This is a genomic window from Micromonospora sp. CA-240977 (genome assembly GCF_050942285.1).
Lineage (GTDB): Bacteria > Actinomycetota > Actinomycetes > Mycobacteriales > Micromonosporaceae > Micromonospora.
In genome coordinates this window covers 348,861-360,992 of record NZ_CP192055.1, presented here as the reverse complement: position 1 = coordinate 360,992, position 12,132 = coordinate 348,861, and the positions used below count along the sequence as shown (strand labels likewise).

The 12,132-nt window shown below is 71.8% G+C and carries 11 protein-coding genes; 4 read left to right on the top strand and 7 right to left on the bottom strand.

Annotation, left to right across the window (positions count from 1 at the left end):
• Positions 1-15: 15 nt before the first annotated feature.
• From paaC to paaA, 3 genes are read right to left on the bottom strand one after another with little or no spacing between them, the layout of a single operon-like run.
• On the bottom strand, positions 16-741 hold the full coding sequence (gene paaC / locus ACQPWW_RS01785) for a 1,2-phenylacetyl-CoA epoxidase subunit PaaC (RefSeq protein ID WP_433128466.1): 726 nt from the start codon (positions 739-741) through the stop codon (positions 16-18).
• The gene (gene paaB, locus ACQPWW_RS01780; RefSeq protein WP_355027413.1) at positions 738-1,025 is read right to left on the bottom strand and encodes a 1,2-phenylacetyl-CoA epoxidase subunit PaaB; all 288 of its coding nucleotides are present in this window, start codon (positions 1,023-1,025) and stop codon (positions 738-740) included. Before paaB ends, paaC begins: the two co-directional genes overlap by 4 nt.
• Positions 1,022-2,113 (bottom strand): 1,2-phenylacetyl-CoA epoxidase subunit PaaA, encoded by a 1,092-nt coding sequence (paaA, locus tag ACQPWW_RS01775; RefSeq protein ID WP_433128464.1) that lies wholly within the window; start codon positions 2,111-2,113, stop codon positions 1,022-1,024. Before paaA ends, paaB begins: the two co-directional genes overlap by 4 nt.
• 369 nt (positions 2,114-2,482) lie before the next feature.
• Between paaA and ACQPWW_RS01770 the strand changes: the two genes are divergently transcribed.
• Both ACQPWW_RS01770 and ACQPWW_RS01765 read left to right on the top strand, forming a co-directional pair.
• Positions 2,483-3,475, top strand: a complete 993-nt coding sequence (locus tag ACQPWW_RS01770) for a hypothetical protein (protein ID WP_433128462.1) — start codon at positions 2,483-2,485, stop codon at positions 3,473-3,475.
• A complete protein-coding gene (locus ACQPWW_RS01765; RefSeq protein WP_433128460.1) occupies positions 3,475-4,434 on the top strand; it encodes a hypothetical protein in 960 nt (319 codons plus the stop codon). The genes ACQPWW_RS01770 and ACQPWW_RS01765 overlap by 1 nt, the downstream gene beginning before the upstream one ends.
• Before the next feature lie 124 nt (positions 4,435-4,558).
• Here the strand turns inward: ACQPWW_RS01765 and ACQPWW_RS01760 are convergent, their stop codons facing one another.
• The 3 genes from ACQPWW_RS01760 to ACQPWW_RS01750 are packed head-to-tail and all read right to left on the bottom strand — an operon-like array spanning position 4,559 to position 7,378.
• Complete coding sequence (locus ACQPWW_RS01760; protein WP_433128458.1) at positions 4,559-5,410, bottom strand: menaquinone biosynthetic enzyme MqnA/MqnD family protein; 852 nt, start codon at positions 5,408-5,410, stop codon at positions 4,559-4,561.
• Positions 5,362-6,750 carry an MFS transporter gene (locus tag ACQPWW_RS01755; RefSeq protein ID WP_433128456.1) on the bottom strand — a complete coding sequence of 463 codons (1,389 nt, stop codon included), beginning with the start codon at positions 6,748-6,750 and terminating at the stop codon, positions 5,362-5,364. Before ACQPWW_RS01755 ends, ACQPWW_RS01760 begins: the two co-directional genes overlap by 49 nt.
• Positions 6,751-6,793: 43 nt before the next feature.
• Positions 6,794-7,378: an ArsR/SmtB family transcription factor gene (locus ACQPWW_RS01750; protein ID WP_433128454.1), complete on the bottom strand. Its 585-nt coding sequence runs from the start codon at positions 7,376-7,378 to the stop codon at positions 6,794-6,796.
• A gap of 149 nt (positions 7,379-7,527) precedes the next feature.
• Between ACQPWW_RS01750 and ACQPWW_RS01745 the strand changes: the two genes are divergently transcribed.
• Positions 7,528-8,778, top strand: coding sequence for a DUF222 domain-containing protein (locus ACQPWW_RS01745; protein WP_433128451.1), 1,251 nt, complete (start codon positions 7,528-7,530; stop codon positions 8,776-8,778).
• Between the two features lie 335 nt (positions 8,779-9,113).
• Complete coding sequence (locus ACQPWW_RS01740; RefSeq protein ID WP_433128449.1) at positions 9,114-11,387, top strand: HelD family protein; 2,274 nt, start codon at positions 9,114-9,116, stop codon at positions 11,385-11,387.
• On the opposite strand, the gene ACQPWW_RS01735 is transcribed toward ACQPWW_RS01740, so the two are convergent.
• Positions 11,376-11,918, bottom strand: coding sequence for a hypothetical protein (locus ACQPWW_RS01735; RefSeq protein WP_433128447.1), 543 nt, complete (start codon positions 11,916-11,918; stop codon positions 11,376-11,378). The two genes, ACQPWW_RS01740 and ACQPWW_RS01735, sit on opposite strands and share 12 nt — an antisense overlap.
• Between the last annotated feature and the right edge of the window lie 214 nt (positions 11,919-12,132).

Below are 12,132 nucleotides of genomic sequence, written 5' to 3'. Positions count from 1 at the left end.
TCGCGCTCCGCGCGCTCACCAGGTCGCTCCGGGATGGGCGCGGTGCAGCACCTGCATCTCGGCGAGCAGGTAGGCCAGGTGCTCGGTGTGTACGCCGTCCCGCCCGCCGGCCGGCGCCCAGCCGCTCTGCGGTCGGGTGAGCGTCGCCTCGGCCAGCACCGCGTCGACTGTCTCGTCGAACGCCGGCCGCAGGGTGGCCGGGTCGACCGGCGCCGCCGGGTCCGCGGCGAACAACTCGTGCGTGTACGGCCACACCTGGTCGACGGCCTCCTGCATGCGACGGTGCGACTCGTCGGTGCCGTCGCCGAGCCGCTTCACCCACAGTGCGCCGTGGTCCAGGTGGTACGCCGACTCCTTGCGCGCCTTCGCGCCGATCGCCGCCAACCGCTCATCGGCGCAGCCGGCCAGCGCCGTGTACAGCGGCAGCTGGTAGGCCGCCAGGAAGAACAGCTTCGCCATGGTCACCGCGAAGTCGCCGTTGGGCAGCTCGACCACTAGCGCGTTGCGGAACTCGCGGTCGTCGCGCAGGAACGCCAACGCGTCCTCGTCCCGGCCGGCGCCCTCCAGCTCACCCGCGTAGGACAGCAGCAGCCGGGCCGCGCCGAGCTGGTCGAGGGCGATGTTGGCAAGCGCGATGTCCTCTTCCATCTCCGGCGCGCGGGTCGTCCACTCGGCCAGTCGTTGCGCCGCGACCAACGCGTCGTCGCCGAGGGCGAGGGTGAAGTCGTGCGGCCCGTTCACAGGTGGGCCACCCCGTCCGGCACCTCGTAGAACGTGGGGTGGCGGTAGACCTTGTCGGCGGCCGGGTCGAAGAAGGCGTCCTTCTCGTCCGGGCTGGACGCGGTGATCGCGCCGGCCGGCACCACCCAGATCGACACGCCCTCCTGGCGGCGGGTGTACAGATCCCGGGCGTTGCGCAGGGCCAACTCCGCGTCGGGGGCGTGCAGGCTGCCGACGTGGGTGTGCGACAACCCGCGTCGCGCCCGCACGAAGACCTCCCAGAGCGGTGAGTGTTCGGTAGTCACGCGGCCACCTTCTCCTTCTGTCGCGCCTGCTTCGAGGCGTACGCCTCGGCGGCCTCGCGGACCCAGGCGCCCTCGGTGTGCGCCGCCCGGCGGTGGGCCATCCGCTCCCTGTTGCACGGCCCGTTGCCGGAGATCACCCGCAGCAGCTCGTCGTAGTCCGGCTGGGTGTAGTCGTACGCCTGCCGCTCCTCGTTCCAGCGCAGGTCCGGATCGGGGATGCGCACGCCGAGGATCTCGGCCTGCTGGACGCACATGTCGACGAAACGCTGCCGCAGATCGTCGTTCGAGAAACGCTTGATCTTCCAGGACATCGACTGGGCGGAGTGCGTGGAGTCGCCGTCCGGCGGGCCGAACATCGCCAGCGACGGGTACCACCAGCGGTTCACCGAGTCCTGGGCCATCGCCCGCTGCGCCGGGGTGCCGTGCGCGAGGGTGTGCAGGATCTCGTAGCCCTGCCGCTGGTGGAACGACTCCTCCTTGCAGACCCGGATCATCGCTCGGGCGTACGGGCCGTACGAGCAGCGGCACAGCGGCACCTGGTTGACGATCGCCGCGCCATCCACCAGCCACCCGATGGCGCCCACGTCGGCCCAGCTCAGGGTGGGGTAGTTGAAGATCGAGCTGTACTTCTGCCGGCCGTCGAGCAGCAACTGGACCAGCTCGTCGCGGCTGATGCCGAGGGTCTCGGCGGCGGCGTAGAGGTAGAGGCCGTGACCCGCCTCGTCCTGCACCTTGGCCAGCAGGATCGCCTTGCGCTTCAGCGAGGGCGCCCGACTGATCCAGTTGCCCTCCGGCTGCATGCCGATGATCTCGGAGTGGGCGTGCTGGGCGATCTGCCGGATCAGCGTCCGGCGGTAGGCGTCGGGCATCCAGTCGCGTGGCTCGATCTTCTGCTCGGCGTCGACCACCTCGCTGAAGTACGCCGCGAGGTCCTCGTCGGGCGCGGGTCCGCCACGCCGCCCGCGCGCCGCTGCCGCGCGTAGGTCTGCCTCGGCGGCCTCGACCTCGCCCAGCAGGCCGGCACCGGGCGCGTCGCCCACACCGGCGTCCGACGCGTCGGTCGGGGTCGAGAAGTCATTGCCATACATGGGCCAAGTGTTACAGCTTGCGACCCAAGAAACCAGAGCGTGTAACAGGAATCCGAGGATCCCATCCGTAACGGAATGGGTGCTTTGCGCTACGTGCGTGCGCCGACTTCACAGTGACCTGGACCACGAAACGAAGGTGAAACGCCACAAGGGCCGCATACCGTCTCCATATCCCGCCTTTATCGCAGGTTGCCTAGTGTCGGACCCTGGCGGGTCTCCCAACCAGACGTAGACTTTCCGCCGTCACACCGATCGGCTTAACAAGATCGCCGCCAGACAGAGGCCACCTCCCCCGGCCTCGGCGATCGGCCGATCCGTCCGGACAACAAGCCGGTCCCCCCGGCCCTGACACCTGGAGCTCACCCACTCATGCGATCCCGCGTGACCATGGTGCTCGCCATCACGGCGGTCCTGCTCGGCGGCGTCCTACTGGTCCCCGCCGCGTACGCCCGACTCTCCAACGGCGACAGCGGCGGAGGCGGTGGCGGCGGTGCCGCCTCGACCGTCGCCGCGCCCGCGCCCACGCCACCGCCGCCGCCCACGCTGGCGGCCGGTCCGGTGTCGGTGAACTTCCAGGGCGACTTCTTCTCGTGGGCACTGCTGGATCGGCAGACCGGCAAGATCTCCGGATCGTCGAACATGACAGCGACCAGCTCCACCGAGTCGATGATCAAGGCGTGGATCGTGTCGGACTACCTGCGTCAGCTCGGCGACCGGGAGCCGCCCGCGGGGTTGAAGAAGGCCGCCAGCCTCGCCATCCGGGACAGCAACGACACGGCGGCCAACAAGGTCTACGCCGCCGCGGGTGGCTCGTACCGGGTGCCGCCGAACGGGCAGCCGGGTCCGGTCATCCAGCGGGCGATCAAGATCTGCGGGTTGACCGACACCAAGCGTGGCAACGTGCCGAAGTACGAGGGCTGGTGGAGCTTCACCCGGATGTCTCCCCGGGACGCGGTCCGGGTGGGCGACTGCATCGCCGACGGCAGGGCCGCCGGCCAGAAGTGGACCAAGTGGGTGCTCAGTGAGATGAGCCAGGTGCAGGGCACCACCGCGGCGAAGGACCAGAAGGCCGACTCCGGCGGCGGGCGCTGGGGGATCATCGACGGCCTACCCAAGTCGATCACCGCGCAGGGCCCGGTCAGCATCAAGAACGGGTGGACGCGCATCTACGACGACGGCAACTGGCACGTCAACTGCCTCGCCGTCACCGGAAAGTGGAGTCTCGCTGTGATGCTGCGCTACCCGATCAGGAACAGCCTCGACTACGGCGCGAAGGTCTGCGCCAGTGTGGCCACCCAGTTGGTCACCCCGCAGCCCGGCGCCGCGCTCAAGGTGCCGCAACAGCCGGCCGGGAAGCTCTGATGGCCGGGAATCGGCGGGTCGACCGGCGCGGCGGCGGCGAGACGTCCCCGCTGCGGTTGGTCGCCGTCGCGGTCATCCTGATCGGATTGGTGCTGGTGTCGCTGCGGCTGTTGCCCGGCTCACCGTTCGAGTCGGCCGCCGCCGCCAAGTGGGGCGACGGCACGAACAGCGGCGATCGGTCCACGAGTCCGGCCACCGACCGCAGGGCCCGCCAGCCGGCCGCACCGTCACCGAGCCCCAGCCCGGAGCTGGAGCCGCTGCCGTTCGTCGCCAAGGACCTCAAGCTCGACATCGAGGGCTGGTACGCCTGGAGCGTGCTGGACCGCCGCACCGGGCAGATCATCGGCTCCAAGAACATGGACGAGACCAGCACGACCGCGTCGATGATCAAGTCCTGGATCGTCGCCGACTACCTGCGTCGCTCGGCCGACGCCGGCCAGACGCCAAGCGACGCGAAGCTCGCCGACGCGACGCGGATCATCCGGGACAGCGACAACACCCGGGCCGAACAGTTCTACAACCTGGTCGACCGGGACGCCTCGATCAAGCGGCTGATCTCCATGTGCAAGCTGACCGACAGCAAGGTCGCCCCCGACAAGGGCTGGTCCCGGACGGCGCTGTCCCCGCGGGACACCGCCCGCCTGGGCAACTGCATCGCCACCGGCACCGCCGCCGGGCCGAAGTGGACCAAGTGGCTGCTCAACGAGATGAAACTGGTCCGCGGCGCCGGTGACTTCGGCATCCGCAAGGCCTTCCCGGCCGCCGAGCAGAAGCAGATCGCCATCAAGAACGGGTGGATCGACCGGACCCAGGAGCAGGAGATGCACATCAACTGCCTGGCCATCGGCGACACCTGGACGATGGGCGTGATGGTCAAGTACCCGATCAACATGGGCTACGACTACGGCATGAAGAACTGCGAGAAGATCACCGAGGCGCTGCTGCGCCCCGGCACCTGAGCCGTACTCGCCTTCCCGTCGACCCGCCCGACCAGGCTGCTGGTCGGGCGGCTCGCGTTCCGGCGACCAGCGCCCGCCGTTACCCAGGGGGCGCCGTGCGCTCAGCGCGCCGCCGCCCCGGCGCTCAGCCGGCGAAGAACTCGGGGCCGCCGTCCGGCAGCTCCGGGGCCTCGCCGATCGCGGCGGCCCGCCGGGCCCACTCGCGCAGCCCGGCGACCTGCCGGTCGCCGAGGGAGAAGTCCAGGGTACGGAAGTACGTGGCCAGCGTGGCCGCGTCGAACGTCTCCCAGCGGGCAGCGGCCTCGGCGACCTGGTCCAGCTCGGCCAGGCAGAGGTCCCGCGAGCGCAGGAACGCCTCGTGCACCTCCTTGACCAGGCCCGGGTGGGCGGCGGCAAAGTCGCGGCGGACCGCCCAGACGGCGAAGACCATCGGCAGGCCGCTCCACTCCCGCCACGCCTGCCCGAGGTCGGTGACGATGAGCCCGCGCCGCGGCGCCTCGTAGTACGCCCGCAGCGCCACGTCCCCGATCAGCACCCCGGCGTCGGCTTCAAGCAGCATCTGCGTCAGGTCCGGCGGGCAGCGGAAGTACTCGGGCCGCACGTTGTACCGCTCGGCGAGCAGCAACTGGGCCAGCATCACCCCGGTCCGCGAGGTCGAGCCGAGCGCCACTCGGGCGCCGTCCAGCTCGGCGAGGGGTCGGGTGGAGACCATGTTGACCGAGAGCACCGGCCCGTCACTGCCCACCGCCAGGTCCGGCAGGAGGAGCAGCTCGTCGGCGTGCTTCAGGTACTCCAACAGGGTGATCGGGCCGATGTCGAGGTCGCCGGCGACAAGCGCCGCACTCAACCGGTCCGGCGAGTCCTTCTGCAGGTCGACGTCGAGCAGGGCACCGGAGCGCATCAGACCCCAGTAGATCGGCAGGCAGTTCAGGAACTGGATGTGCCCGACCCGCGGGCGTGCGATGCGCTCAGCCATGACCCGACCGTATCCCCGGCCTTCGGGTCCGGCTCCGCGGGTCGCCCCGGAGTGGCCAAGCCCGCATCGGGCCCGGTCGCCGGCGGCTGTCCCCGGGCCGGCGCTACCGGCCGTCGGCGTCGCACCGCCACGGCCGCGATCGGCACGAAGAGCAGCACCACAAGCAGCCCGACCACTCCGGCACCGGCGATCAGTGGGCGCGGCGCGACGGCCGTGAGCAACGCCCCGCCGCCGAGGAACCCGACAATCGAACCACCCTGGACCGCCGCGCCGTAGCTGGCGTACGCCCGGGCGCGGACCGCCTCCGGGACCCGCCGGGTGGTGAGCACGTTGGCGAAGACGTTCTCGCCGCCGTTGGCCGCGCCGCCCACCAGCCAGAGCGGCACCAGGAGGACCGCCCCCGGCACCGTCGAGGCGAGCAGCACCATCAGGCTGCACACGCCGAGAGTGGCAAGCACGCCGCGTACCAGCGCGCCGTCGTCGTCGAGCCGGTTGGCGACTCGCGCGGCGAGCCATGCGCCGGGCAGCATGCCGGCCATCCATGCGGCAGTGACCAGGCCGTACGTGGTGGCTGATCCGCCAAGCGTCTCCCGGATGAAGAAGACCTCGATCACGTTGATGCCGCCGATCGCCGCGATCACCACGGCGGTGCTGACCACCATGAGGAGCATCAGCGGGTCCCGGCGCAGCCGCCAGACGACAGCCGTACCCGCTGGGTCTGCCGTGCCGCCGGGGACGGTCCGGCCCGGCGCGGCGAGGGATCCGCGACCCCCGCGCCGAGTCCGCAGCCGCAGGCCCGCGACCACGAGCGCCAGGTAGGTGGCGGCATCGAGAAGCAGGGGTACGCGGGTGCCGAACTGCCCGACCAGCAGGCCGGCCAGCACCGGGCCGCCGAGCGCGCCGAGCGAGACAGCGGTCTGACTGATCGCGCTCGCGCGCGGCAGGTCGGCCGGACGGACCATCGCCGGGAGGAGCGCCGCCAGGCAGGGTTGGGTCACCGCGAGCCCGCAGGCCAGCAGGGTGACGAGCCCGACCACGAGGACCGGGCGCTCGACGACGGCGAGGAGCGCGCAGATCGCGGTCTGGAGCAGGCCGATGGTCACCAGCAGGGTACGACTGTCCACCCGGTCGGCGAGCCGGCCAGCAAGCGGGGCGAGCACCACCAGGGGCACAGTGGCCGCCAGCAGCAGCCCCGACACGGCGAGCCCGCCGGCTCCGGCGCCCTGTAGGGCAAGCGCCAGAGCCGTGGCGGCGAGGAAGTCGCCGCAGATCGTGGTGCCCCGAGCGGTGGCGGCAAGCCAGACGTCCGACCAGCGCGACTCGTCAGATGCGAAGGACATACTTCGAAAATAATCCTTCACAACTGACCGGCGCAATCCCCGGCTACGCCAGCGGCACCGTCCGGTAGTGCACAGCGACAGTGCGCGCCCCCGTCGGCGGATCGGCCTCGCGTCGCCGCGCCTGGTAGGGCCGCAGCAACGCCAGGACCGCCTCGTTCAACCCCGCCAACTCCTCGGCGGTCAGCAGGAGCAGCGTGTCGTGGAACAACGCGTTGTCGTACCACTCGGCAGGCTCGTCCCCGGCGCGCCGCGACCAGTCCCGGACCCGCTCCATGGCACGGGCCGCGTACGCCTCCACCACCGCCTGCTCGGCCGCACGCGCCGCAGGCCCGGCGTCGCGTCCCGCGTCGACCCACAAACCGGAACTCGCCACACGCCACACCCGCTCGCGCGCATCCCCCCGGCTCGGCGCCTGCTCGACCAGTCCGAACTTCGCCAGCTCCCGCAGGTGGTAACTCGTCGCACTCGGCGACAGCCCGACCACCTCCGCGCACTCGGTGGCGGTGCCGCCACCGTCGCGGGCGGCCAGGTATTCCATGATGGCTATCCGGGCCGGATGGGCCAGCGCCCGCATCACCTGCGGATCACTGATCGCCGTCCGGCGCGCATCGGGCCGAGCCTCGGTCATGAGCCCATGATCCCGGCAGGCTCCCCAACCTGCCATCACCCCCATCGCTGCGGCGCACGGCTCGGCGCGATCAGCGCTCGGCGAAACCGGTTTCATCCAGTGCTGGTCGACGCCCCGAAAGTGTCGTACACCAGTTCTATTCTGGTGTCATGTTGAGGGCGTTGGCGCAGGCCGGCGGTGCGGTCGACGACTGCGCCGAGACTGCTCGCTGGGGGCTCTCCGACGATGAGCTGCTCGCCGCACTCGACGCGACCCAGGTGTTGGCGCAGCGGCTTGCCACCGTTCAGCTCGGGCTGATCCGTGAGGTGGACGGCCGTGGCCTGGCGGTCGCCCAGGGCGCCTCGTCCACCGCCGTCTGGCTGCGCGAGCGGCTCCGGCTCTCCGGCCGCTCCGCGCGCCAACTGGTCCAGCTCGCCGCCACCGTCGATGCCGCGCCGGCACCGGTGCGCGACGCGCTGCTCAGCGGTGCCCTCACCGTCGAGCAGGCGCGAGTGGTGGCCGAGACGATCGCCGCGCTCCCGGTGGAGGCCGGCCCAGAGGTGGCGGACAAGGCCACCCAACTCCTGGTCGCCTGGGCCGACCGGTTCGACCCGACCATCCTGAGCCGGCTCGGCGAGCGCGTCCTCACCCACGTCGCACCGGAGCTGGCCGACCAGGCTGAGCTGAAGGCTCTCCAACGGGCCACCGAGCGGGCCGAGGCTCGCCGGCACGTCACGCTCTCCGAGCAGCAGGACGGTCAGGTACGCCTCAGCGGAAACCTCGACACCGAAACCGCGAGCCTGCTCCGTGAGGCGATCGACCCGCTCTGCGCCCCGGCCGGTGAGCACGATGACCGCACTCCAGGTCAGCGCCGCGCCGACGCGCTGGGCGAGATCTGTCGGTTGGCGCTGCGCACGGGTCAGCTGCCCGACAGCGGCGGAGACCGGCCCCAACTCGTGGTGACAGTGTCGCTCGACGACCTGGTCAACGGCGTACGCGCCGGCACCTTGGAGACCGGAGCCCGCCTCACGCCGGGTGCGGTCCGTCGCCTCGCCTGCGACGCCAACCTGTTGCCGGCCGTGCTGGGCGGCAACAGTCAGGTCTTGGACGTCGGTCGCCAACGCCGGCTCTTCACCGGCCCGCTGAGGCGTGCGCTGGTGCTGCGTGACGGCGGGTGCGCCTTCCCTGGCTGTGACCGGCCGCCGAGATGGTGCGACGGTCACCATGTCCGACACTGGGCCGACGGTGGGGCGACGGCGCTCAGCAATGCCGTGTTGCTCTGCGGCTACCACCACCGGTTCGTCCATCGCGGCGACTGGACGGTCCGCATCGCGGCGGATGGCCGGCCCGAGTTCCTTCCGCCCCGCTGGCTCGACCCACTGCGCACGCCACGCCGCAACCTCTACCACCAGCGCTGCTGATGCCGCCGGCACGCCTACGCCACGCGGGACCAAGACCGTCACCGTCACCGTCGCGCCGCGCCGCGGCAACATCACCTCAGCGCTGGGCTGGGCTGGGCTGGGCTGGGCTGGGCTGGCAACCATCATCTCCGCGCCGCACGAGCAGGCAACACGCCAGCTCGGATGGATGGTCGTCTGGGTAATTCGCTGGAAGCGGCGGGTTCGGGGGCGTAAGGTTGCAGCCCGCTTGACGGCCGAGGTGAGCTGCACCGGAACGGACGTCTTCGCGCCGGGCGGCCGGCCATCCGCCCCCGGACACGCGAGCGCGCAGCAGATGTGAACGATGGGACGTCAGCATGCCCGCACTTGATCTCGACACCCAGCTCGACACGGATCTGTCCGCCGAACGCGCACACCTGGCAGCCTCGCGAAACGCGCTGCGGCGGATGCGGGAGCGGGCCGAAGCCCTCTTCGCCACCGGTGACCAGGTGGCCGGCGACGCGTACGCGGCGGAGACGCTCGGCCGCACCCTGGCCCGCCGGGTGGCGGAGCTGGCCGACGACCCGACGACGCCCCTGTTCTTCGGCCGCCTCGACTTTGCCGAGTCCACCGACCCCGACGACACGGACCCTGGCACCACCGACACCAGCAGCAGCACGCACGACACCACCAGACATGGCAGCGCCGGCACCGGGCACCGCAGCACCCAGGGCAGCGCCGGCAGCAGCACCCAGCAGCAGCACGCACGGCACCACCGAGGGCAGGACCAGAGCACACGCGGCAGCACCGGAGCCAGGACCGGCGACGGGGATCCCGGCGCGGCTCCGCGCGGCTCTGATCATGACGGTCGGCGGTATCACGTGGGGCGGCGGCATGTCGCCGACGACCGCGGTGAGCCGTTGGTGCTGGACTGGCGGGCGCCTGTCTCCCGGTCGTTCTACCAGGCCAGCGCGCGGGATCCGCAGGGAGTGGCGGTCCGGCGACGGTTCGGGTTCAGCAACGGGGTGCTGACCAGCTTCGAGGATGAGCGTCTCGATCGGGGCGAAGAGCTCGGCACGGCCAGTCGGATCCTCACCGCCGAGATCGAGCGGCCGCGGGTCGGGCCGATGCGGGACATCGTCGCCACGATTCAGCCGGAGCAGGACGAGTTGGTCAGGGCCGACCTTGCCGACTCGATCTGTGTGCAGGGAGCGCCGGGCACCGGGAAGACGGCTGTCGGCCTGCACCGGGCCGCGTACCTGCTCTATCTGCACCGGGAGCGGCTGCGGCGGGCGGGTGTGCTGATCGTCGGGCCGAACCGGGCGTTCATGTCGTACATCGCTGCGGTGTTGCCGGCGCTGGGTGAGGTCGAGGTCGAACAGGCCACTGTGGAGGAGTTGATTTCCCGGGTGCCGGTCCGGGCGGTCGAGGCGCCGGCGGTCGCCGTGCTCAAGCACGACGTCCGCATGGCGGGTGTGTTGCAACGCGCGGTGCGGGCACGGATCGGCACGCCGACCGAACCGATCACGGTGTCGGACGGTTCGTTCCGGTGGCGGATCGGGCTGGAGCCGTTGCACCGGATCGTCGAGGAGACCCGGCGGGAAGGGCTGCCGTACGCCACGGGTCGGGAGCGGGTCCGCGCGCGAGTGGTGAGCCTGCTGCAACGACAGGCCGAGGCGCGGCGGGCGGAGTCGCCGAGCGATGCCTGGTTGCGCCGGATGGGCCGTTGCCGGCCGGTGATCGACTTCCTGGACGCGGTCTGGCCGGCGCTCACCCCGGAGGGGCTGGTGTTCGGCCTGCTCTCCGACCCGGACCGGCTCGCCGCCGCGGCGGACGGGCTGCTCAGTGACACCGAGCAGGCGCTGCTCGGCTGGGTGAAGCCGGCCCGTACCGCGAAGGCGACCCGCTGGACCGCCGCCGACGTGGTGCTGCTCGACGAGGCCGCCGGGCTGCTGGAACGGCCCTCCGGTTTCGGGCACGTGGTGGTGGACGAGGCGCAGGACCTCTCCCCGATGCAGTGTCGGGCCATTGCCCGGCGCAGCGAGCACGGGTCGGTCACTCTCCTCGGTGACCTCGCCCAGGGCACCGCGCCGTGGGCGGCGACGGACTGGCGGGAGTCCCTCGCCCACCTGGGCAAGCCGGACGCCGTGGTGGTCCCGTTGACAGTGGGCTTCCGGGTGCCCGCCGCGGTGGTCGCGTTCGCGAACCTGCTGCTTCCGGCGCTCGCTGTGGACGTACCGCCGGCCGAGTCTCTGCGCCACGACGGTGGGCTGGACGTGCGTACCGTGACCGACCTGGTCGCGGAGACGGTGGCCGAGGTGCGGGCGGCGCTCGCGCACGACGGCTCGGTGGGTGTGATCGCCGCCGACGACGCGGTCGACGGTCTGCGCGCGGCACTGGCCGCCGCCGGGGTCGCGACCGCGACCGCCGACGACGTGACGGCCGCGGAGCGGGTCACCGTGGTGCCCGCGACGCTGGTCAAGGGCCTGGAGTACGACCATGTGGTGGTGGTCGAGCCGGCCGCGATCGTCGCGGCCGAGCCGCGCGGGCTGCACCGGCTGTACGTGGTGCTCACTCGGGCGGTGTCCCGGCTGGCGGTGCTGCACCGCGAGCCGCTGCCCGCCCCGCTCGTCGGCGGCTCAGCCGGCTGACACGGCCGTCGCGACCTCCCGCAGGGGGCGGCCGGAGTCGGCCAGCGGCACATGGAACGACAGCCACGACCCGTCGGCGAAGTCGAGCCGCAGCCGCTTCCAGTTCAACCGGTAGCGGCCGACCCGGGCGGCCACCGTCGTGCGCGGCGCCGACCCGAGCAGTTCGATGTCGGCCTGGGCCCGTTCGTCCGCCACCGAGCTGGAGAGCAGGCCGACCGGTGCTGTCGCGCCGAGCAGCAGCCGCTGGTCGGTGACAGCCAGCACGACGTCCCGGAGGCCGAAGCCCTTCGTCGCCACGGTCAGGGCGTGGTGCAGCAGAGACGCCTGCGAACCCGGTTCGCCTCGACCTCCGACCCCGAAGAAGAGCCAGTCGACGGCGGTGTCGGCCCGGCCGACTGTGATGTTCGGCGAGAGCACGGTGAGCAGGACACCCAGGAGGCCCGGCCCGCCGGGGGAGGGTGGCGACGCCGGCTGCGGGGGCGCCGCCGGGACGAGACCTCCACCCACCCGGACCCGGGCCACCGCACGCACCGGCTCGTCGACGGGCAGCAGTCGGGGAGAGCCCCTCGACGTACCGTGCGTGACTTCCGTCGAGCGTCATCGGCGCGGCTCGCGAAAGCCCGCCACCCGGTCCCGGGACGCCGAGGCGAATGCCGTCCGGGCATCCGGCTGGAATTCCCGCTCGCTGTTCGGGCTCGACACGGACCCTCCCCTGTGTCCGGTGCGACGGGTCAGCCGCAACCGC